At 61.9% G+C, this 20,757-nt stretch carries 16 protein-coding genes; 6 read left to right on the forward strand and 10 right to left on the reverse strand.

Annotated elements, in window-relative coordinates; all coding sequences use genetic code 11:
• Positions 1-25: 25 nt before the first annotated feature.
• The 8 genes from prpB to ACIP9X_RS17225 all read right to left on the reverse strand — a co-directional run bounded on the left by prpB (position 26) and on the right by ACIP9X_RS17225 (position 8,526).
• Positions 26-931, reverse strand: coding sequence for a methylisocitrate lyase (prpB, locus tag ACIP9X_RS17190; RefSeq protein ID WP_400480966.1), 906 nt, complete (start codon positions 929-931; stop codon positions 26-28).
• Positions 931-2,451: an MmgE/PrpD family protein gene (locus ACIP9X_RS17195; protein WP_400480967.1), complete on the reverse strand. Its 1,521-nt coding sequence runs from the start codon at positions 2,449-2,451 to the stop codon at positions 931-933. The genes prpB and ACIP9X_RS17195 overlap by 1 nt, the downstream gene beginning before the upstream one ends.
• A 205-nt stretch (positions 2,452-2,656) precedes the next feature.
• The gene (locus tag ACIP9X_RS17200) at positions 2,657-3,451 is read right to left on the reverse strand and encodes an SDR family NAD(P)-dependent oxidoreductase (RefSeq protein ID WP_400480968.1); all 795 of its coding nucleotides are present in this window, start codon (positions 3,449-3,451) and stop codon (positions 2,657-2,659) included.
• 19 nt (positions 3,452-3,470) lie between these two features.
• Entirely contained in the window at positions 3,471-4,028 is a 558-nt protein-coding gene (locus ACIP9X_RS17205; RefSeq protein WP_400480969.1) for a gamma carbonic anhydrase family protein, read from the reverse strand.
• Positions 4,021-4,806: an SDR family NAD(P)-dependent oxidoreductase gene (locus tag ACIP9X_RS17210; RefSeq protein WP_400480970.1), complete on the reverse strand. Its 786-nt coding sequence runs from the start codon at positions 4,804-4,806 to the stop codon at positions 4,021-4,023. The genes ACIP9X_RS17205 and ACIP9X_RS17210 overlap by 8 nt, the downstream gene beginning before the upstream one ends.
• On the reverse strand, positions 4,803-5,699 hold the full coding sequence (locus tag ACIP9X_RS17215; protein WP_400480971.1) for a PCC domain-containing protein: 897 nt from the start codon (positions 5,697-5,699) through the stop codon (positions 4,803-4,805). The genes ACIP9X_RS17210 and ACIP9X_RS17215 overlap by 4 nt, the downstream gene beginning before the upstream one ends.
• Positions 5,696-7,336 carry an AMP-binding protein gene (locus ACIP9X_RS17220; protein WP_400481002.1) on the reverse strand — a complete coding sequence of 547 codons (1,641 nt, stop codon included), beginning with the start codon at positions 7,334-7,336 and terminating at the stop codon, positions 5,696-5,698. Before ACIP9X_RS17220 ends, ACIP9X_RS17215 begins: the two co-directional genes overlap by 4 nt.
• A gap of 17 nt (positions 7,337-7,353) precedes the next feature.
• Positions 7,354-8,526: a thiolase domain-containing protein gene (locus tag ACIP9X_RS17225; protein WP_400480972.1), complete on the reverse strand. Its 1,173-nt coding sequence runs from the start codon at positions 8,524-8,526 to the stop codon at positions 7,354-7,356.
• A gap of 197 nt (positions 8,527-8,723) precedes the next feature.
• Between ACIP9X_RS17225 and ACIP9X_RS17230 the strand changes: the two genes are divergently transcribed.
• Both ACIP9X_RS17230 and ACIP9X_RS17235 read left to right on the forward strand, forming a co-directional pair.
• The gene (locus tag ACIP9X_RS17230; protein WP_400481003.1) at positions 8,724-9,935 is read left to right on the forward strand and encodes a PucR family transcriptional regulator; all 1,212 of its coding nucleotides are present in this window, start codon (positions 8,724-8,726) and stop codon (positions 9,933-9,935) included.
• A gap of 283 nt (positions 9,936-10,218) precedes the next feature.
• Positions 10,219-11,604, forward strand: a complete 1,386-nt coding sequence (locus ACIP9X_RS17235) for an MFS transporter (RefSeq protein ID WP_400480973.1) — start codon at positions 10,219-10,221, stop codon at positions 11,602-11,604.
• A gap of 725 nt (positions 11,605-12,329) precedes the next feature.
• On the opposite strand, the gene ACIP9X_RS17240 is transcribed toward ACIP9X_RS17235, so the two are convergent.
• Together ACIP9X_RS17240 and ACIP9X_RS17245 are read right to left on the reverse strand one after the other, a co-directional pair.
• Positions 12,330-13,589 carry an MFS transporter gene (locus tag ACIP9X_RS17240; RefSeq protein WP_400480974.1) on the reverse strand — a complete coding sequence of 420 codons (1,260 nt, stop codon included), beginning with the start codon at positions 13,587-13,589 and terminating at the stop codon, positions 12,330-12,332.
• Positions 13,590-13,623: 34 nt separating this feature from the next.
• Positions 13,624-16,485 (reverse strand): FAD-binding and (Fe-S)-binding domain-containing protein, encoded by a 2,862-nt coding sequence (locus tag ACIP9X_RS17245; RefSeq protein WP_400480975.1) that lies wholly within the window; start codon positions 16,483-16,485, stop codon positions 13,624-13,626.
• A gap of 304 nt (positions 16,486-16,789) precedes the next feature.
• Here ACIP9X_RS17245 and ACIP9X_RS17250 point away from each other — a divergent pair, with 304 nt between their 5' ends.
• The 4 genes from ACIP9X_RS17250 to ACIP9X_RS17265 all read left to right on the forward strand — a co-directional run bounded on the left by ACIP9X_RS17250 (position 16,790) and on the right by ACIP9X_RS17265 (position 20,754).
• Positions 16,790-17,557, forward strand: a complete 768-nt coding sequence (locus ACIP9X_RS17250; RefSeq protein ID WP_400480976.1) for an electron transfer flavoprotein subunit beta/FixA family protein — start codon at positions 16,790-16,792, stop codon at positions 17,555-17,557.
• A gap of 13 nt (positions 17,558-17,570) precedes the next feature.
• Entirely contained in the window at positions 17,571-18,545 is a 975-nt protein-coding gene (locus ACIP9X_RS17255) for an electron transfer flavoprotein subunit alpha/FixB family protein (protein ID WP_400480977.1), read from the forward strand.
• Between the two features lie 61 nt (positions 18,546-18,606).
• Entirely contained in the window at positions 18,607-19,539 is a 933-nt protein-coding gene (locus tag ACIP9X_RS17260) for a cytochrome b/b6 domain-containing protein (RefSeq protein WP_400480978.1), read from the forward strand.
• Positions 19,540-19,617: 78 nt separating this feature from the next.
• Positions 19,618-20,754, forward strand: coding sequence for an acyl-CoA dehydrogenase family protein (locus tag ACIP9X_RS17265; protein ID WP_400480979.1), 1,137 nt, complete (start codon positions 19,618-19,620; stop codon positions 20,752-20,754).
• Positions 20,755-20,757: the final 3 nt, after the last annotated feature.

Genomic DNA, 20,757 nt, shown 5'->3' on the forward strand with positions numbered 1-20,757 from the left:
CCTTGTCTTGTAGATGTGCGCAGAACTAACTTCGTCCGGGGATCTGAAAGTCGAAGACCCCTGTATCGAAGCGGTTGTAGGCTTCGTAGTCCACCAAGTCATAAAGCCTTGCCCTGGTCAGCATGGCCTCCACTTGGCTCTCCTGGCATCCTTCTAGACGCAAGGTGTCCAGAACGCGTTCGGCGGCACCCATGGCACTACGGAGCAGGGTGACCGGATAAATCACCATGTTGACGCCCACGGCCTGCAGCTGTCGTGTGGAAAAGAGCTCGCTTTTGCCGAATTCGGTCATGTTGGCCAGGATGGGCACTGTAACGGCGTCGCGGATGGCCTGGAATTCGGCGAGGTCACGCATGGCTTCGGGGAAGATCGCGTCGGCGCCGGCGTCCACGAGGGCTTTGGCGCGGTCTTTGGCGGCCTGCAGTCCGTCGGTGGCGCGGATGTCGGTGCGGGCCATGATGAGGAAGTTCGGGTCGCGGCGGGCGTCGGCGGCGGCGCGGATGCGTTTGGTGGCGGTGTCCAGGTCCACGACGTTCTTGCCGTCGAGGTGGCCGCAGCGTTTGGGGTTGAACTGGTCCTCGATGTGCAGGCCGGCCAGGCCCGCGTTCTCGATCTCCTGGACGGTGCGGGCGACGTTCATGGGTTCGCCGAAGCCGGTGTCGGCGTCCACGATGGAGGGCAGGTCGGTCATGCGGGCGATCTGCCCGGCCCGGGTGGCCACCTCGGTGAGGGTGGTCAGGCCGATGTCCGGCAGGCCAAGGTCGTTGGCCAGGACCGCGCCCGAGATGTAGACGCCCTCGAAGCCCTTTTCCTGGATCAGCCGTGCGGAGAGCGGGTTGAACGCGCCCGGGAACTGCACGATGGTCCCGGCCGCGAGGAGTTCGCGGAACCGGACGCGTTTCTGCTCGGGAGTCACCTTTGAGTACAGCATTAGAACAGTCCCTTCGGTGCCGCGCCGAGGTCGATGACGCCGGGGGCGGCGGTGATGTTCAGCTGGTCCAGTTCCCCGGGGCCCAGTTCGGGGAGTCGTTCGACGGCGGCGAGGAACCGTGCGATTTCGTCCTCCTCCACGAGCCCGGCGGCCAGGGTGCGGAACTTGTTCACGTACTGCTCACGGGTGAACGGCCGGGCGCCGAGCGGGTGCGCGTCCGCGACCGCGATCTGGTCCCGGATCACGGTGCCGTCGGAGAGGGTGATTTCCACGGAGCCGCCGAAGGCCTTCTCGGAGATGTCGAGGGAGTGGTAGCGGCGGGTCCATTCCGGGTCCTCCACGGTGGTGACCTTCTGCCACAGCTCCACGGTGTCGGGCCGGCCGGCGCGCTCGGGGGCGTAGGAGTCCACGTGGTGCCAGGCGCCGTCCTGCAGCGCGACGGTGAAGATGTACGGGATGGAGTGGTCCAGGGTCTCCCGGGACGCGGTGGGGCTGTACTTCTGCGGGTCGTTGGCGCCGGAGCCGATGACGTAGTGGGTGTGGTGGCTGGTCTTGATCAGCACGGACTGCACGTTGGCCGGGTCGGTGGCTTCCGGGTGTTCCTTGTTCAGTTTCCGGGCCAGGTCGATCCAGGCCTGGGCCTGGTACTCCGCGGAGTGCTCTTTGGTGTAGGTGTCCAGGATGGCGCGCTTGGCCTCACCGGGGGTGGGCAGCGGAACCAGGTAGGACGCGTCAGGACCGTCCAGCATCCAGGCGATGACGCCGTCCTCGCCTTCGTAGATCGGCACGGGGGAGGTCTGGCCGCGCATGGACCGGTCCGCGGCCTCGACGGCCATTTTGCCGGCAAATGCGGGGGCGTGGGCCTTCCAGGTGGAGATTTCACCTTTTCGGGACTGCCGAGTCGCGGTGGTGGTGTGTAGCGCTTGACCCACGGACTGGAAGATGGTCTCGACGTTCAGACCCAGCAAAGTTCCGATGCCGGCCGCGGCGGACGGGCCGAGGTGGGCGACGTGGTCGATCTTGTGCTTGTGCAGGCAGATCGCCTTCACCAGGTTCACCTGGATCTCATAGCCGGTGGCGATGCCGCGGACCAGGTCAGCGCCGGTGGATCCGACGTGCTGGGCGACGGCGAGGATCGGCGGGATGTTGTCGCCCGGGTGGGAGTAGTCGGCGGCGAGGAAGGTGTCGTGGTAATCCAGTTCCCGCACGGCCACGCCGTTGGCCCAGGCCGCCCATTCCGGCGAGACGCGTTCGCCGATGCCGAAGACCTTGGCGCCCTTGCCGCCGGTCGACGGGCCGTGGGTGAGGGCCTGGGCGCGGGCGGCCACGATCGGTGCCCGGTTCAGCGACGCGATCGCGACAGAGGCGTTATCGATGATGCGGTTGATCACCATCTCCGTCACCTCCGCAGTGACATCCACCGGGTCGGCGGCGACCACGGCGATCTTGTGCGCCAGCTGCTCCTCCCGAGGCAGGGTCTCTTCACTCTTGTACACACGGACGTGGTGTTCCTTCACCATGGTTCTCCTTCTATACGGATGCTGCGGTGGCTTTGATGTGGGCAAGGCTGCGGTGCAGGTGAAACGTCGTCCCGGCACCGGCCAGCCGAGAATGGCACAGGGCTACGTGCACGTCAAAGGCGGCGGTGATTGCCTCATGGAACCGGCTACCAGGCTCGGAAGACGCCACGCGGGGTTCTGCCCTCCGAGCACGTTCAGTTACTTCTTACGTTTCGAGAATTCCCGCCGCCATGTACCCGCCGTCGACAGGGATGGTGTGGCCAGTAATGAACGAAGCGTCATCCGAGCACAGGAAATCGACGGCGGCAGCAACTTCGTCGGGCCTCGCGTATCGGCCCAAGGGCACAAGTCGGTTATAGGCTTCTCGGGTCTTCTGGGAGTGCGTTGTTTGGGCCAATAGAGTTTCAACAGGACCCGGCGCCACAGCGTTCACAGTTATACCCAGCGGGGCCAATTCGATAGCCATTTGTCGTGTCAGGCCCGTGATTGCTGCCTTCGATGTTCCATATGCCATTCGTCCGGCACTTGCCCTAAGCCCGCTGATAGAACTCAGGTTAACAACGCGACCCCAGCCGTTCTGTCCCATAAGAGGAAGAGCCTCCTGAGTCATGAGCATTGCACCAGTTACGTTCACGGCCAAGGTACGGTTCCACGTTTCAAGGGACAGTTCGGCAAAAGGAGCGAGCTTTGCCATACCTGCATTGTTCACCAGGACATCGCAGCGCCCATATCTTGCTTTCAGTTCTTGGTAAAACTCAGCAATGGAGTCCTTGGACGATATGTCGACGGACATGCCTTCGGCAGAGTAGCCTGAGCACTGCAATTCGTCGGCAAGCCGGTCTGCACCGGCCTTGTCAAGGTCGGCGATGACGGCAGTGAAGTGTTGCCGCACGGCCAGGCGACGCACCACACTCTCGCCGATGCCGCTGGCGCCTCCCGTTATCACCGCAATGCGTGAAGTTGTCGAGCCACCGGGCTTTAGGTCAGAAGTCGTGCTCATCGAAAAGCCCTTGCGTTAGTTAAATGGAGGAACTGGAGAGGGAGGGGCCAGCAACTTCCTGCTGGCTGGAGACGGGCTCTTTAAGATGCGCGAACTCGTTTGCCTTATGCTGTTGTGCGAGTGCCGCATAGTTTCGGGCGTTGTCGAGTAGTGCAGCGGCCTCGGCATCGGTTACAGGTCGAATGACTTTGGCTGGAACCCCGGCAACAAGCGAGCGCGGTGGGATATGGGTGCTTTCGAGAACTACAGCACCCGCTGCAATGAGACTTCCGTCGCCGATTCTTGCCCCATTCATGACAACTGCCCCCATCCCTACCAGTACTCCGTCGCCGATTGTGGCGCCGTGGCATATGGCGACATGGCCAAGGGTCGTGTTATTGCCGATGGTAAGCGGGAACCCGGGGTCGGCATGGAGGACACAGTTGTCCTGGACATTCGTTCGGGTGCCGATGTGGATTGGTGCCGCATCTGCCCGGACGACTGCGCCGTACCAGATGCTCGATTCCGACCCTATGGTGACGTCACCTACGACAGTGGCGTTGGGTGCTATCCATGCTGTTGAAGGGCGATCAGACACAGCGCGCCGCCAGGCCGCCGTCGACGGGAAGGCAGACGCCGTTGATGTAGGACGCCTTGTCGGAGGCCAGAAATACGGCAGCGTTTGCGATGTCCTGGGGACTTCCCATCCGACCCGTGGGACTCATTTCGTGTCGGGCTGCCAAGGCTTCGGGGTCATCCGTGATCTTGCTGCTCACCAGCGGCGTGTCGATAAGTCCCGGCAAGATTGCGTTTGCCCTAATGCCCTGCTTGGCGTAGGAAAGCGCAAGGGAGGTAGTCAGCTGGTTCACAGCCGCCTTCGCGGAGCTGTAGGCCGGGTACAGGTAGCCAGTGTCGCGGATACTGGCGACTGACGAAATGTTGGTGATGACGCCTTGGCCGGCCTGCAACATGTGCGGAATGGTGTGTCGGCAGGTCAGGTAGGCACTGGTCAGGTTGAGACGGATGGAAGCGTTCCAAGCGTCGAGATCAGTCTCAACGACCGATCCCATTCTTGGGACACCGACATTGTTGTGAAGAACTCCGGGGATCCCGAGCTCTTGCACGACAGCGGAGACGGCGCGGGCTACGTCGGCTTCGTTTGTCACGTCAGCGGTGATGCTGATGCCCGTCCCGCCTGCGGCAACAATCTCCTTGGCGACGCGGTCCGCCTCGGAGGTGTTGAGGTCTATAGCTGCAACCGCTGCGCCAGCCGCGGCGTAAGCCATAGCGGCCGCTTCACCATTACTCATGCCGGCGCCACTGGAGCCGGCACCGAAAACGAGGACGACCTTCCCGTCGAGTTCACGTACGTTCATTGGATAACTTCTTCCACGAGCAGTTCCATGGCACAGGCCACGATGGTTTCTTCCTCGACTAGCTCTCCGGTATGGACGGCACCGAAGCGGTCGATGGCCATGCCGCTGAACCAAGCGACAGGGGCATTGGGATCGCGCAAATCGAACTCGCCAGTGAAGGTGACTTCTGTAGCGGGACCATCGACCACGGCGACGGTGTTGTCCCGGCGATGAAAGGCAGCGCCGACCAAACTGCCCACGCTGCCGGCTATTGAAGCTTGCTGGAAACCCTGTTCACGCATGATTTCCCGGACGGCGGCGGCCACTTCAACGCCAGGAGCCAAGCGGGATATCACTGCACGAACGGAGTTTGCCTTTTCCAGCTTGCGGGAGGGGCAGGGATGAGGCGTGAAGACCGGGAGCCTGCTCTCGGGGTCGATGTCACAGATCAGCTCCGCTTCGTCCAAAGCGTGAACAATGGCCTGGACGGGGCCGGGTCCGATGACCGTTTCCCACCAGAGGTGACCGCCACGGACATCGCCGTTGGCGTCGAACCAGGTGGCGTGGCAGTGGGCAAGGCGCTTTCCATCACGGAATCCAACGGTTGCAGACCCTGTGATCAACCGCGCCGGGACCGCGGCCTCATGCGTCGAGCTGTAGGTGACTGCGGTCGATCCGTCCTCACATAGAGCGGGAAAACAGTAGCTGACCCTGGACAGGGAACCGTCGAGGAGTTCGACCTGTCCGGACGTGGCTCCCAAAGTCTCTAGCGCGTCTGCCATGGCATCAAGGAGTTTTGCCCCGGCGGGCAGGGCCACCCTGCGCGCGATGCTGCGGGTCACTATGGAGGTCCGGCGCTCCGCAGCGACGACTCCAGGGTGCTTGAGAGGCTGGATTCGGCGGGTGAGAGTCAAGGGGTGTCTCCCTTGTTCTGTCCACCGGAGGGTCCGAGTTGGGGGTCCCAGCCAAGTTCGAGGAAGAGCTGCCGTACGGTGCGGCGCACGATTTTGCCGTTTCCGGAGCGCGGCAGCTCATCCCAAAAAGCGATGTGGCGGGGTATCTTGTATCGCGCCATGCGCTCGGAGAGGTACTGGCGCATCTCTTCTTCGGTCATGGAACTGCCCGGGTGCAGCACGCATACGGCCACTCCAACCTCGCCCCACGTTGGGTCAGGCATTCCCAGGACAAGCGTCTCCTGCACGGCCGGATGCGTAAGGATCTTCTCCTCTATGTCGCGGGGGTGGATATTGGAACCGCCCGAAATGAACATGTCGGAGGAGCGGCCCGTTATGTAGAGGAAGCCCTCATTATCGAATGTTCCGATATCTCCGGTACGGAGCCAGCCGTCGCGGAACGCGACCTCATTAGCCTTCGGGTTATTCAGATATCCGGGAAAAACAGCAGGCCCGGCGACGCAGATCTCTCCGTGCTCGAGAGGCTCGAGTTCATTGCCCTGCTCATCCTGGATGCTCACCTGCATCCCGGTCCGAGGGAAGCCGCAGGTGCTGAACTCGATGCCGGGAGGTGACGCATGACCGTGGTGGTGAGGGGGAAGGACCGTAATGTTACCTGTGGCCTCGGCCAAGCCGTAGTACTGCACGAGAACCTCGCCGAGGGCGGCGCGGGCCTCCTGCTGGTCCCGGCTGGGCATGGGCGCCCCGGCGTAGATGACGTAGCGAAGTGAAGAGTGGTCATAGCGGCTGATCGACTCGTCATCGACCAGACGTTTCAGGATGGTCGGGACTGTGAACATGTTGGCAACACGCTCGGTCTCGACCAGTTTCCACACCTCTGCAGGTTTGAGGCTGAATGAGACCGGGATGACCGTTGCTGCTCCTCGTGCCACCTGCGGTAGGAGATGAACGCCTGCGCCGTGTGACAGCGGGGCCACAACGAGAGAACGATCAGTCTCCGTTGTGGTGGGCATCAAATCTGCTAGGTGATTGGTAACGACATACCCGAGCTGGTCGTGGGTCAGCACAGCGGCTTTAGGTGGACCGCTCGTTCCGGAAGTGAAGAAGTACCAGGCTGCGTCACCTGCCCACACACTTTGGTCCGGGATGGGACTGGATGGGCAAGTGTAGGCGCTGACTGTGTCGAGACCGGGAGAATCATCCAGCCACAGAGTTTCCAGTTCCGGGCTCACAGCTGCCTTGACGGCGTTGACGTGGGAAGCCGTGGATGAATGGGCGATCATTAACACCGGCTGGCAAACCCGGGCGATTGAAACGATGTCATTATCGTGCAGACGGGTGTTAACTGGGGCCAGCACTGCACCGATGCGCCAGGTAGCGTACATTGCCTGTACGAATTCCGGGTGGTTCGGTGCATCCAGCAGTACGCACTGTCCGGGCTTAACCCCCCTTTCGATCATATGGGCGGCAAGGGCGGTGACCCTGTCGTTCAGGTCGCGCCAGCTCCAGCGGGTTTGCCCATGAATGAGGGCGTCAGCGTCCGGGATTCGCCGGGCCGTTTGGGTCAGAGCGTGAGCCAGGTTCACTGCCCTGTGGGCAGGGCCACTTGACGCGCTTCCGATGGGGTGGTTAGTCATTTCGACGTTGACGGTGCTCACCGGACACTCTCCAGAACCGTTGCGTAGTTTGCCACTGCGGTGCCGCCCATGTTGAACACTGCCGCCCGATTGGCTTTGGGCAGTTGCATGGCTCCGGCTTCGCCTACAAGCTGCATCGCTGCCATCACATGCTGCGAGACGCCCGTCGCTCCCAGCGGGTGACCCTTGGACTTCAGGCCGCCGGAGACATTAACCGGCAGCCTTCCGTCCCGGTGGGTAGCGCCGCTTGCCAGGACCTGGGCGGCCTTGCCTGGTTCGGCAATCCCAAACGCTTCGTACTGCAGAAGCTCTGCGATGGTGAAGCAGTCGTGCGTCTCAAGGAGGTCCAAGTCTTCCAAGGTGACGGAGGCTTCCTTGAGGGCGCCACGGAACGCGGTCGCCGCACCAGCCAAGGCGAGGGGGTCGGGGCGGGCAGCGATGGAGAAGTGGTCATTGACGTGCACGCGGCCGCGGACGGCAACTGAGCGGCGCGCTGTCCTGGCCATATCGGCCCCGGTGACGACCAGAGCTGCCGCACCGTCAGAAACCATCGAGCAGTCGGTGCGCAGCAGTAGCCCGGCCACCCTGGGGTTTCGCTCGGATTCGGTAGCGCAAAATTCAAAACCAAGGTCTTTGCGCAAGTGGGCCCATGGGTTGTCGACTCCATTGCGATGGTTCTTTGCCGCGATCATGGCCATGGCGTCATGCGGGTCCCCGTACCGGTCCGCGTAACGGTCAGCCAGTCCGGCGAAAACACCAGCGAAACTGCCGGCAGAGCCTTCCGTTCTGCGGTGGGAGCCGCTGAGCAGAATATCGTTGACCTCGGCGTTGGCGGTCGAAGTCATCTTTTCCGCGCCCACGACGAGGACTGCCCGGGCCCGGCCGGCGTCGATGCGGTCTAGAGCCCCAAAGATTGCGGCAGAACCGGTAGCGCAGGCATTTTCCACGTGGGTGGCCGGCACTGACGCCAGCGCTGGCAGGGCAGCGCCGACCAGTGCAGCCTCAAATCCTTGTGCGGAAAACCCGTTGTTGAATACACCGACAAAAATTGCATCAATATCGCCTGGCTCAAGCCCTGCGTCTTCGATGGCGGCGCCGCTGACGTCCGCGATGAGAGCCTCAACGTCCTCATGCGGTTGGCGGCCGAATGGGGTATGTGCCCATCCAATGATGTGGGGTGACGTGACCATCGAAACCTCTTCGTTTCAAAGTTTGTTCCGAACCCCCTGATCCGATGGATCAGGGACCCGGCAACAGAACTGGGAGGGAAGCCCGCATTAGTGGGCTGTTTCTTCCCCTTCACGATGACAAAGATCTAGACAACGTGGCACCGCCCGCCGACGAGAAGATGCTCACGGTGTTCCTCTGTCTGTAGAATCGAACGGTGATGGAGAACGCGATCCAATCAGCTGTGGACCAACTGGCGGAACAGCTCCAACGGTCCGTGGTGATCAATGACCCCGGAGTTCATATGCTGTATTCCAGTGTTCACTTTGGTGATGAGGACCAGGCTCGGGTTCAAGCAATTCTCAAAAGAGATGCTGGTACAAAGGCCATCGGTCACGTACTCGCGCAAGGCGTTTCGACGTGGACCACGGCGGGTGTCATTCCGGCCAACGAAGAGATCGGGATGAAGGCGCGCGTATGCGTGCCCATTAGGTGGCGCGGCGAGCTGCTGGGTCAGCTCATGGTGATGGACGCTGAGGGATCTCTGACCACTTCGGAGTTGTCAAAAATCAACCATTCGGCAACGGATATTGCGGCGCTGATGGCAGTTGAAGGACAAAAGGAATCCGACTCCGGCGTCCAGGAGGAGACCGTCCGTGACCTGCTCGGCCGGGAGGCAACATTGCGTCGGCGCGCTCTGGAAGAGCTTGCTGCAAGCCCCGTCTCCGAACGTTTCGAGAACGTCACTGCCGTGGAGTTCGGGCTGCAGGGAACCTTGGACAGTGCCACCAAGTCGCACGCCGATGCAGCGCTGCGCACTGTCTTGACCATGGGTTCCAGGCAGGGCCGCGTTCCCGAGCTTCACGCTGTGGCCCCTGGGACGGGTCTACTGCTTCTTGGCAACGACAGGTCTTCCGGCGAGACCGCCATCCGCGTTCATGTTCAAAAAATGCTCGATCAGTTGAAGGACTTGTCTTCGGGGAGATTCGCCTGCGTGGCCGGAATCGGCCCCTCCGTCCCGGGTCTTGAGCAGGCTCACAAAACTGCCAGGCATGCCCATCTGGCGCGGCGGGCAGCGGCAAATGGACTAAGTTCCCCGCTAACAGTCTGGGCTGATTTGGGACCCTACGCCCTACTGCTACAAATACCCGACGAGGACGTAAATGACGAGGCATTGCCTGAAGAAGTCCGGCGGCTTCTCGCCGTCGATCCTGGTGGGGATCTGACCGAGACTTTGCGTGCCTATCTCGACCACGCCTGCAATGGGCCGGCGGCTTCCGAAGCGCTGCACATCCACCGCACGACCCTCTACTACCGTCTGGGACGCATTGCCGAGATGACTGGACTGGATCTGAGCGACGGCCGTACACGGCTCAGCCTTCACGCCGGGCTGACCATGCTTGACCTGATAAGGGCGTCCCCTTCGCGGTGAACCCTACCGTGTTGGTGTCACCGCGCTGTGCTACCTTATCGGCTCTAACCGATGCCTTCCGAAAGCAAGGAGTGGGGTTTCCTTGCTGGGGTCAGCTTCGTCGGTCCTTCAAGGCAGGTTCGACAGAGAGAGGAAAATCTGCGCCAAGGTCTCAACGTTGAGTAGTAGTGACCCAGAGCACAATTCGCCCAAGCTGGTGTAACAGACAGCTCACTGTCGGCGGGCTGCTCCGGGGTGCCGTTCTTCACGGTTCCTCTCTTCAAACAGCAAGGAGGCTGTCTTCATGAGTTTCGGAACTGATCAGATCCACCAAGGGAAGGACCGGCCGGTCATCCAAGCGCAGGTCATGCGCAAAGTCGCCATGCGGCTCATTCCCTTCCTCGCAGTTGCCTATTTCTTCAACTACCTCGACCGAACCAATATCTCCTTCGCCAAGCTCACGATGAGTGAGGACCTAGGGCTCACCGAGACGATGTATGGCCTGGCGAGCGGGCTCTTCTTTATCGGTTACGTCTTCCTGGAAGTTCCCAGCAACCTGGCATTGCACAGGTTCGGTGCCCGTCGCTGGATCGCCCGGATTGTGGTCAGCTGGGGCCTTGTCACCGCAGCTATGGCATTCGTTAACACGCCAACTGCGCTATACATCACAAGGATCCTGCTAGGCATTGCTGAGGCCGGATTTTTTCCCGGCATCATGCTGTACCTCACATTCTGGTTTCCGCGCGCCGTGCGGGTGCGGCTTATAGGCATGTTCATGCTTGCACTGCCCATCTCCTCCGCCTTGGGGGCTCCGGTATCCGGCGCGATCCTCCAATATTTGGACGGCGTCTTCGGTTTGGCCGGATGGCAGATGTTATTTCTGATCCAAGGTATCCCAACGGTACTGCTGGGCATCGCTGCGTGGTTCTACTTGACGGACCACCCTCGGCACGCGAAATGGCTCACTGCCGCCGAACGCCAGTGGCTCGCTGCAACCGTAGAGTCAGAGCACCAAACAGCATCACAGGTAGGACACACCTCCGTTGGCCGCACTCTCCGCGATCCTCGGGTATGGACTCTGGGCATTGTTTACTTCGGCATCGCCTATGGCCTCTTCGCACTGAGTTTCTTCCTCCCAACAATCGTTGGCGGACTCGCCGCGACGTTCAACACCAAATTCTCCATCCTTGAGACGAGCCTGATTGTCGCCGTTCCCTTTGCCTGTGGTGCGATTGCCATGGTGTTTTGGAGTCGGCACTCGGACCGTACCGGGGAGCGGTTCTGGCATGTCGCTCTGCCTGCGCTCCTTGCGGCTGTTAGCATCCCGATGGCTCTATACACGAACTCGCCCTTTGCCACGATGGCCGTCATTTCCGTCACTGCCATTGGCATCTTCTGCGCGCTGCCCGTCTTCTGGTACCTGCCCTCCATTTTCCTTTCAGGTGCGGGGGCAGCGGCCGGCATCGCGCTGGTCAACACTTTGGGTGCCTCATCCGGCCTCGTCGCCCCTTACCTGACCGGGTGGCTGCTCGACGCTACGGGCGACTCACGTGCCGCCATGTGGGTTGTCGGAGGATTTGAGCTCGTAGCCGTGATCGCAGTTCTCCTGTTGCGCAAGAATCTCCGCGCTGCGGACATTGACCGCGGTTCTGCAGTCACCGCTACGTCGCAGGCCAGTCACAATTCTTGAGCGTGCACCGTTCGCCAGCAGGCCTCGGCCAACAAGGTCCCTACGGCGGCAGCATGGGAACCCAATCTCAGCCGTAGGCGTGTGAATGTTCATTTGGATCCGCGCATGGACACCCGGCGCGGTTGCTTATAGGCGATTATGAAAAGTCGATGCAGATTTAGGGACGATTACCTATGGGATTGATAGTCCTTCTCTGACTGGTCGTCGGCCCTGGTCGTTGATCCCTTCACGGACGCCCCGGCGAGGTCTTTGATCTCGGCGGGGCGTTCTCGGGTGTTGACCAGCGCGTCTTGGAAGGGACTAGTTGGTGTTCTTGTGTGCTGCTTGCGGTGTGTCCGAACGATGAGGAGGACCTTCTGGACCTCGCGCTTGAACCTCCGGAGGTCTGACAGTAGGTGGTGTCGTGGCTGACTCGGGTCTATTCGCAGTCGGGTGCGTTGATCGGCAGGCGGGAGATTGTAATGGGAACCAGCGAGTGCGGAGCTTGGTCCTCAGGGCAAGGCCAGAGGAGTCGCAGGGTCTCTGGAGCATAATTGCTATCCCACAATAGCGCTCTGTTGCCCCGGCAACTACGAGGGGTGTTCCTTTCGGACCCCCTTCTCGACGCTGGCGCAGATATTGAATCTGTTCTCTAACGGGCGCTGCAGACGGGTAGAACCTCTGCCGGCATTGGCCCACCCGGCTGCGCCGATCCAGGTTGTACAGCCTTGTGGACGAAGGGGGACTTACGGGCCGTTCGCGGTACGGCACTGGCGTTGATGGTCTATGAACATGCATAAAGCTGCGAAGATCAGCGCAGCCCCGGCAGCGCCCATCAGGAAGGCGTTGACGGCGGCGGTCGCGCCCCAGAAATCCATAGCCAACCCAAGACAGAGAACCGGGATGGCACTGCCGAGATAAGTGATGACGTACACCAGACTGACAGTCTGGGCCGCGGTCTCGCTGGGCAACTCCGAGTTGAGGGCGGCGAAGAGCGTCCGGAAGCCTACTCCCTGGCTTAGCCCTACGAGGGTAGCAGCAATCAACAACAACCCTGTGAGCTGCTGAAGTTGGGCCACGACGATCAGTACAAGACCAATCACCATCACCACCAGACTCATCGTTGCTTTGTGCCGTCCCCGGACGGGTAACAGCTGGGCGCAGGCGGAGCCAGCTAGTACCAGCGCTCCCGAAAGCCCGCCCATGATTCTCGACCCGCCCAGCATTGGGGCATAGAAGGCCGGGGCGACGGAGAGAAAGAAGCCATACACGGCAAAGGACAAAAAGCCCATACCCGAGGTGAGAGAGAATATCTTGAGGATAGGCCGAGGAAGGGATAAGCGAGGAGGTCGCAAGCTTCCCAAGAAACCACGCGGTGGGGGAGCCAGGGTTGGGGGGAATGCCCGCACCGCGGCCAGCAGGACAACTACCGCCACCATGGCCGCGAGATACACAGAAAACGGCGCTCCAACCGGATCACCGAGTTCGGATAACCACCCGCCAACGAGGGGACCGGCGGCGCCTCCTCCCACTGACGCAAGCAAGATGATGCGCGCGCAGAGACTGGGCTCACCCGGCAATAGGTCCCTCAGTGCCGCTGCCCCGGCACCGAAGGACAAAGCGACGGCCAGCCCGTGAAGCGCCCGGCCGCCCAGCAGCCCGGGGAGGCCCGAGGCAAAAAGAAGAACCGTGGCGGCGAGGATGCCAATCGCCAGGCTTGCGACCAGCACCACCCGCCGGCCCATGTACTCAGACCAATGACCGAGGAGGGGCAATCCAATGACGACCGGCAAAACATAGGCAACAAAGGCTGCCGTGACAGCGCCGTTGCCCAACAGCATTCGTTCCTGGAACACGGGAAAAAGAGGCGTCATTAAGTTGGTGCCAAGGGGGAGCAGGCCGATGCTGAGAGCGGCAAGTACGATTCGTACTGCATGCGGTGCGTCCCACCCCCGAGGCGTAGGGTTCGGGCGGAGCAGGAACTCCCGGGCGAGGTTCAGCAGCATAGTATTTTTCTCAATGTCCGGAGTTCGGCATGATTCAGTTAGTACGGGTTACCTTTTCCAAGTGCTGCAGAACGTGCCAGTAGGGCTGCCCCGTGGCTTCTGTCATGCCCTGTTCGCAGGTGCGGTTGAGGGAGGCGTAAGCGTCGTACTGGCCAGATTTGATCTCGGTCGCCTCTGCCGCGGTGGCAGAGGCTGTCAGCTCGGGATGCAGCATGCCCCGGTCTCCTGCGTAAGCGCAACAGCCCCATTCTTTGGGAAGAACGACTTCAGTGGCGACTGCCTGCGCCACTTTCTCTAACGCACCCGTGATGCCCAGATGAATTGAGGAGCACGTGGGATGCACAGCCAAGGAGTTCAACGGCTTGGACACGGTCAGGTGGGGTAGGAGGTTGTCAGCGACGAATTCCACCGCATCCACGAACCGGACCCTGCTGTACTCCGGTGACCCCTTGGCGAGGTCACGCATGGCCCCTAATCCTTCCGTGCATGACGATGCGTCGCAGACGACCGGGAGCCGACCATGATCCGTCGCTTCCCACAGCAGGCTGAGCGTCCGACGTGCCATTGTTCGGTATCCCGAGGGTAAGCCCTTGGACTTCCAAGGCGTCCCGCAGCATGCGGAGTTGATCCCCTCGGGGATGGTGATGGCCACGCCGGCTCGTTCGCAGAGTGCAAGGACCGCTTCAGAGACGGAAAGGCCGGTGCCATCGGGGGTGCCGAACATCCCTGAGACGCACGCAGGGAAGAAAACAGCCGTGGCAGCTTCGTCCTGGTGTGAGGGCCGAGGACGGCCACCGCCAGGCAGCAGGTCCTGGTACTGAGGGACATGGTCGGAGCCGAATAAGGCCCGGCCGACCTTGGTTACGGCGCGTGGTAATGCTGGCGGTAAGGCATCCGCCAGGCTGAGCCCCAGACCGGCCACGCGTGTCGTCGTTCCCCATGCCGAGGAGGCAGCCCCCCAGACACGGTCGGCAACAACAGAATGGTTCTCCTCACGCAAGCGGCGAACCAGATCTCCGGTGTTGATGTTCACCGGGCATGCTGTGGCGCACATGCCGTCCACGGCGCAGGTCTGCAAGCCCTCATACTCATACTCCTCGCGCAGTCGCCGCGCCAGTTCTCCGTCACCACTGGCTTCCGCGGCCGCGATCTCCCGGCGCCCGACGATGCGCTGTCTCGGTGTGAGGGTGAGGTCTTTGGAAGGACATACCGGTTCGCAATAACCGCACTCCACACACCGGTCAACCTCTGCTTCCACGGCAGGCGCGGTCTTGAGATGATCCAGGTAGGAGCGCGGATCATTGCTGAGCACCACCCCAGGGTTGAACGCGTTCCGCGGATCAACAAGGGCCTTAAGTTGGCACATGACCTCGTACAACTCGTCGCCGTACTGGCGCTGAACGTACGGAGCCATGATCCGCCCCGTACCGTGCTCGGCTTTCAACGACCCTCCGTTCTCCAGAATGAGCTGAACCATCTCCTCGGTAAACTGCTCATACCGCTTCAGCGACATTGGGTCCTCGAAGTTTTCATTAAGCATGAAGTGGACGTTGCCGTCCTTTGCGTGACCGAAGATCACGGAGTCCTCGTACGCGTGGCTGTCGAAGAGCCGGGTGAGCTCCTGGCACGTTTCGCCCAGGACGGCGACAGGAACGACGATGTCCTCCAATAGCGCATTGGACCCAGTGGGCCGGTTCCCGGCCACTGTGGCGTACAGACCTTTCCGGACCTTCCACAGTGCCGCGCGCTCGCGCGGCACGTCCGTTAGTGTTGCGGGGGTACTGAGATGCAGGCGTGCGAAGAGACGTTCGGCCCCTGCGGTCCGGTCCCGGAGTTCCTGATCGTCGCGTCCCTGATACTCCACGAGCAACGCAGCGTGCTCCCGCACATTAATCTCCGCCATGCTCGCGGGGGCTTGACCGGTACGCTGAGCCATACGCAGGGATGTCGCATCTAGCAGTTCCACGGTGGCAGAACGCACGTCCACCAGGTCCGGCACAATGCTCGTGGCACTCATCAAATCCGGGAAGACGAGCAAACCGGTAGCTACCTTGGGCATGACCTCGACGGTGCGAAACACTGCCTCCGCCACGAAACCGAGTGTGCCCTCGGAACCGATCAGAAGGTGCTCCAAAATGCGCACCGGTTCGTCAAAATCGAGGAAAGCATTGAGCCCATAACCCATAGTGTTCTTCATTGAGAACTGATGGCGGAGGGTCCGCACGGAGTCCGCATTCTCCAACACGCGACGACGCAGCCTGATTAAACCCGCGTGCAATTCCGGCTCACGCTCACGCAAAATGCTGTCCGCCCCCATATCGGCTGTGTTCACCACTGTCCCTGAGGGCGTCACGAAGGTCATCGACTCCAGAGTCTGGTACGTGTTGAACTCCGTACCACAATGCATCCCCGAAGAGTTGTTCGCCACGACCCCGCCAATCGTGCAGGCTGACTCGCTCGCCGGATCCGGACCCAACTTTCGCCCGTGCTGAGCAAGCCGCTGATTGACTTGTCGCACGGTCGCCCCAGGCTGGACACGAACACGGTGACCCCCGTCCAGAACTTCCACGCTCCGGAAATTTCGACGGGTGTCGACCAGGACTTGGTCCGAAACCGACTGTCCCGACAGTGAGGTGCCGCCAGAGCGGAACGTGAGCCCGACGCCATGGCGATCCAGGACCCGGAAGAGCTCACCCATGTCCGCCACGGAACTGGGACGGACGACGGCCCGGGGTTGGAGAAGATAGTGGGAAGCGTCGTGCGCGGTAGCACGACGTTCGAGTTCCGACTCCACTACAGAACCGGGGCCTCCCCATTCCCGAAGGTCGCGCAGCAATGCGACGTCCTCAGTTCGAGGAGATCCCTGCGGGCGATGTGCGAAGTGGGTAAGACTCATTGTGGAGTTCCTCTATAGGTATGAGTTCGGAATGGCAGGCAGGAACGTACCTTCCCAGTAGAGGCCCACGGGCGGGCGGTCTACAGCCCTTTTCCACTATGCCCGGAAAAGAACCATGGAGTCACCGACTTTAGACGAAACACCGGACGGAAGATTGCTCCGCCTGTAGCACCTCTCCGGATATGTCCTGTGATTTACTTGGAACCACGAGTATTTACTTGGAAGACCTAGTAAATACTTGGGCGGCCAATGACATTTGCGTTTGGAGGTCCAACGTGTTCGCAACAGGAGGAGGAGCGGTTCAATGAAAATCATCGTGCTGGTGAAGCAGGTGCCCGATACCGCGGAGGAGCGCAGGCTCGATCCGGTCAGCGGGCGCCTGGATCGTGACGCAACGGATTGTGTGGCGGACGAGATCAACGAGCGCGCCCTTGAGGTTGCGCTGCGCTGCAAAGACGCGGATAAAAAGACCGAGGTTGTGGTGCTGACGATGGGCCCTGCCGATGCCAACCAGGCGCTGCGCAAGGCCCTGTCCATGGGTGCTGACTCGGCGCTGCATGTGGTCGATGACGGGCTGGAGGGCGCCGACATCGCACGGACAGCGGTGGTGTTGGCTGCTGCGGCTAAGCAGGCCGGTTTTGACCTGTTGCTGGCGGGTAACGAGTCCACAGACGGCCGCGGCGGCGTGGTGCCGGCCATGATTGCCGAACATCTGGGTCTGCCGTTGCTGCCCTCGCTGAACTCGGTGAAAGTTGAGGAGGCATCCGTCGCCGGCGAAGTGGGCATCGAGAACGGGGCTTTGGACGTGCGTGCATCCCTGCCGGCCCTGATTTCCGTGACTGAACGGGTCGCCGAGGCCCGCTTCCCCAACTTCAAGGGAATTATGACGGCCAAGCGCAAGCCGCTGGTGAAGTTGTCCCTCGGCGACCTGGGTCTGGACGTCGCCGCCCCGGCAACCTCAGTGCTGGCGACGTCCGAAAGCCCGGCGCGCACCGCCGGAAAGAAGGTCTACGACGACGGCACCGCCGGTGTTGAGCTTGCCGACTTCCTGGCCGCCGGCCGCCTGATCTGAGCGAGGAACCTACATGTCAAACGTACTGGCACTTATCGAAACATCGCCCGCCGGGGACATCGCCGGCAGCGCAACATCCGTCATCGCGGCCGCCGCCAAACTCGGCACGCCGGTTGCCGTGCTGGCTGTGAAGCCGGGTCTCAGCGCCGGCATCACCGCCCAGCTTGGTGAACTCGGCGCGCACCACGTGTATGTCGCCGAAAGCACCCAGACCGGCACGGTGCTCGCCGCCCCCCAAGTCGCGGCCCTCACGAGCGCCGCCCAGGCGTTCTCGCCGGTAGCGGTGATTGCCGCGAACTCAGTGGAGAGCAGGGATGCTGCGGCCCGCTTCGCCGTTCGCGTCGGCGCAGGGCTGCTGGCCGACGTCGTCGATGTCGCCTTTTCCGCCGACGGCACTCCCGCAGCCTCCCACTCCGTGTTTGGCGGGGCCTACCATGTTCAGGGCGCTGTCTCCACGGGGCCGGCGGTTATCACCTTGCGACAAGGCGCCCTGGACGAGCGTGCACCGGCCGCCACGCCGGAAGTGACCACGGTGTCTCTGGACGTCGAGGTCGGCAACGCGGCCGTCATCGAACAGATCCACCCGGCTGTCGCCGACTCGGGACGCCCGCCGCTTCGGGGCGCGTCGACCATCGTGTCCGGGGGCCGCGGCCTGGGCTCGAAGGAGAACTTCGTGCTGGTCGAGCAGCTTGCAGACGCGCTCGGCGGTGCCGTCGGTGCCTCCCGTGCAGCAGTTGATGCAGGCTACATCCCGCAAAGCGCGCAGGTCGGGCAGACGGGCATTACGGTGTCCCCACAGCTTTATGTGGCGTTGGGTATCTCCGGGGCGATCCAGCACCTGGCCGGCATGCAGACAGCCAAGACCATCGTGGCTATCAACAAGGACGAGGACGCTCCCATCTTCGACGTCGCCGACTTCGGCATTGTCGGCGACGTCTTCACCGTTGTGCCCCAGCTGATCGACGCACTCAAAGCCCGCACCAACTAGCGCTTCCCCGCCTCGGCCCGGAAGAGGCCGGGGCGGGAGATCCCCGGAAAGGAACAGGGACATGACGACGACGAAGAAGCCAGCCAAGGTGTCCAGCAACAACCGGACCAAGCTGGTCGCAGCGATCGTGTTCGCGGTGGTGGCGCTACTGGCGTTGGTGCTCGTTGCCCAGTGGATGCGTACCTTGCCATCGATTCAGTCCTTCCTGGCCGACTACCCCGGACATTCGGAGTTGCCCGCTGGGGCTCCGACAGGTCTACCGGCGTGGCTCGGATGGCAGCACTTTCTCAATGCCTTTTTCATCCTGTTGATCATCCGCTCGGGCTGGCAGGTCAGGACTACCACCCGGCCTAAGGCGAACTGGACCAGGAACAACAAAGGACTGATCCGGACAAAGAACCCGCCTTCGAAAATCAGCTTGGACCTGTGGTTCCACCTGACCATGGACGCGCTCTGGGTACTTAACGGCATCGTCTTCATGGTGCTGCTCCTAACCACGGGGCAATGGATGCGCATCGTACCCACCAGCTGGGACATTCTTCCAAATGCCTTGTCTGCCGCACTGCAATACGCGTCACTGAGTTGGCCCACCGAGAACGGCTGGGTTAACTACAACGCTCTGCAGGTGCTGGCGTACTTCACGATCGTTTTTATCGCCGCTCCGCTGGCCTTGGTCACCGGGCTGCGCATGTCAGGCGCCTGGCCCAAGACCGCGACCACGCTTAACAGGGCCTATCCGATTGAGCTTGCCCGCGCTATCCATTTCCCGGTGATGCTCTACTTCGTCGGGTTCATCATCGTCCACGTGGCCCTTGTCTTCGCCACCGGGGCCCTGCGCAACCTCAACCATATGTACGCTTCGCGCGACGACGGCGGCTGGGCCGGGTTCTGGATCTTCGCCGCTTCACTGGCGGTCATGATTGCCGCCTGGTTCCTGGCCCGCCCGCTGTTCCTGCGCCCCATCGCCTCCCTGACCGGCAAGGTTTCACGCTAGCGGCAAGGCCGCCTCGCAGCACAACATGCGTCCTCGGGCGCCTCCACACAATTACCAACCGGCTCGGAAGGGCGAAAGATGTTTGAACTTAATGAGGACCAGCAAGCGATGGTCGAGATGGTGCGGGACTTCGCGGGCGAAGCCTTGGCGCCCAACGCGGCCAAGTGGGACGAAACGAAGCATTTCCCCGTGGACGTACTCCGGGAGGCCGGCGCACTGGGAATGGGCGGCATCTACGTGCAAGAGCAGTTCGGCGGCTCCGGACTCACCCGCAGTGACGCGGTGCTGATCTTTGAGGAATTGGCCAAGGGCGACACGACGATCGCCGCCTACATCTCCATCCACAACATGGTGGTCTGGATGATCGATACGTTCGGCAACGATCAGCAACGCGCTCAGTGGGTGCCGCAGTTGGCCTCGATGGAGGCGCTGGGCAGCTACTGCCTCACCGAGCCAGGTGCCGGCTCGGACGCGGCCGCGCTCAGCACCAAAGCCGTCCGCGACGGCGATGAGTACGTGCTCAATGGGGTCAAGCAGTTTATTTCCGGTGCGGGAGCGTCCAGCTTTTACATCGTTATGGCCCGGACGGCCGACACCGGCGCTCGGGGCATCACCGCGATCGTGGTCCCCGCGGACACCCCCGGGCTGTCCTTCGGGGCCAACGAGAAGAAGATGGGCTGGAACGCGCAGCCCACCCGCCAAGTCATCTTCGAGGACGTTCGTGTCCCGGTCGCCAACCGGCTGGGTGAGGAAGGCAGTGGCTTTGGAATTGCGATGAAGGGGCTTAACGGCGGCCGCATCAACATGGGCGCCTGCTCGCTGGGCGGTGGCCAGGCTGCCCTGGACAAAACCGTTGCCTATCTCAAGCAGCGTTCGGCCTTCGGGGGCCCGCTGATCAATCAGCAGGCGCTGCTCTTCCAACTGGCCGACATGGAAACGGAGCTTGAGAGTGCCCGGTCCCTGCTCCGGCGTGCCGCCGATGCGCTGGACCGGGGTTCCGACGACGCTGTGAAACTCTGCGCTATGGCCAAGCGGGTTGCCACGGACGCTGGATTCAACGTCGCCAACACCGCCATCCAGCTCCACGGGGGTTATGGATACCTCTCCGAGTATGGCCTCGAAAGAATCATGCGCGACCTGCGGGTTCATCAAATCCTGGAAGGCAGCAACGAGATCATGCGTCTCATCGTCGGCCGGATGCTCGCGGAGGGGTAGACA

The sequence above is a fragment of the Arthrobacter sp. NPDC093125 genome (assembly GCF_044754225.1).
Lineage (GTDB): Bacteria > Actinomycetota > Actinomycetes > Actinomycetales > Micrococcaceae > Arthrobacter.

What these genes read in the sequence shown, in the direction of transcription:
- ACIP9X_RS17225 (WP_400480972.1), bottom strand. Translation starts at nt 8,526, where the DNA reads ATGGTCACGTCACCCCACATCATTGGATGGGCACATACCCCATTCGGC.
- ACIP9X_RS17235 (WP_400480973.1), top strand. Translation starts at nt 10,219, where the DNA reads ATGAGTTTCGGAACTGATCAGATCCACCAAGGGAAGGACCGGCCGGTC.
- ACIP9X_RS17260 (WP_400480978.1), top strand. Translation starts at nt 18,607, where the DNA reads ATGACGACGACGAAGAAGCCAGCCAAGGTGTCCAGCAACAACCGGACC.
- ACIP9X_RS17200 (WP_400480968.1), bottom strand. Translation starts at nt 3,451, where the DNA reads ATGAGCACGACTTCTGACCTAAAGCCCGGTGGCTCGACAACTTCACGC.
- ACIP9X_RS17245 (WP_400480975.1), bottom strand. Translation starts at nt 16,485, where the DNA reads ATGAGTCTTACCCACTTCGCACATCGCCCGCAGGGATCTCCTCGAACT.
- ACIP9X_RS17195 (WP_400480967.1), bottom strand. Translation starts at nt 2,451, where the DNA reads ATGGTGAAGGAACACCACGTCCGTGTGTACAAGAGTGAAGAGACCCTG.
- ACIP9X_RS17255 (WP_400480977.1), top strand. Translation starts at nt 17,571, where the DNA reads ATGTCAAACGTACTGGCACTTATCGAAACATCGCCCGCCGGGGACATC.
- ACIP9X_RS17240 (WP_400480974.1), bottom strand. Translation starts at nt 13,589, where the DNA reads ATGCTGCTGAACCTCGCCCGGGAGTTCCTGCTCCGCCCGAACCCTACG.
- ACIP9X_RS17220 (WP_400481002.1), bottom strand. Translation starts at nt 7,336, where the DNA reads ATGACTAACCACCCCATCGGAAGCGCGTCAAGTGGCCCTGCCCACAGG.
- ACIP9X_RS17230 (WP_400481003.1), top strand. Translation starts at nt 8,724, where the DNA reads ATGGAGAACGCGATCCAATCAGCTGTGGACCAACTGGCGGAACAGCTC.
- prpB (WP_400480966.1), bottom strand. Translation starts at nt 931, where the DNA reads ATGCTGTACTCAAAGGTGACTCCCGAGCAGAAACGCGTCCGGTTCCGC.
- ACIP9X_RS17265 (WP_400480979.1), top strand. Translation starts at nt 19,618, where the DNA reads ATGTTTGAACTTAATGAGGACCAGCAAGCGATGGTCGAGATGGTGCGG.
- ACIP9X_RS17250 (WP_400480976.1), top strand. Translation starts at nt 16,790, where the DNA reads ATGAAAATCATCGTGCTGGTGAAGCAGGTGCCCGATACCGCGGAGGAG.
- ACIP9X_RS17210 (WP_400480970.1), bottom strand. Translation starts at nt 4,806, where the DNA reads ATGAACGTACGTGAACTCGACGGGAAGGTCGTCCTCGTTTTCGGTGCC.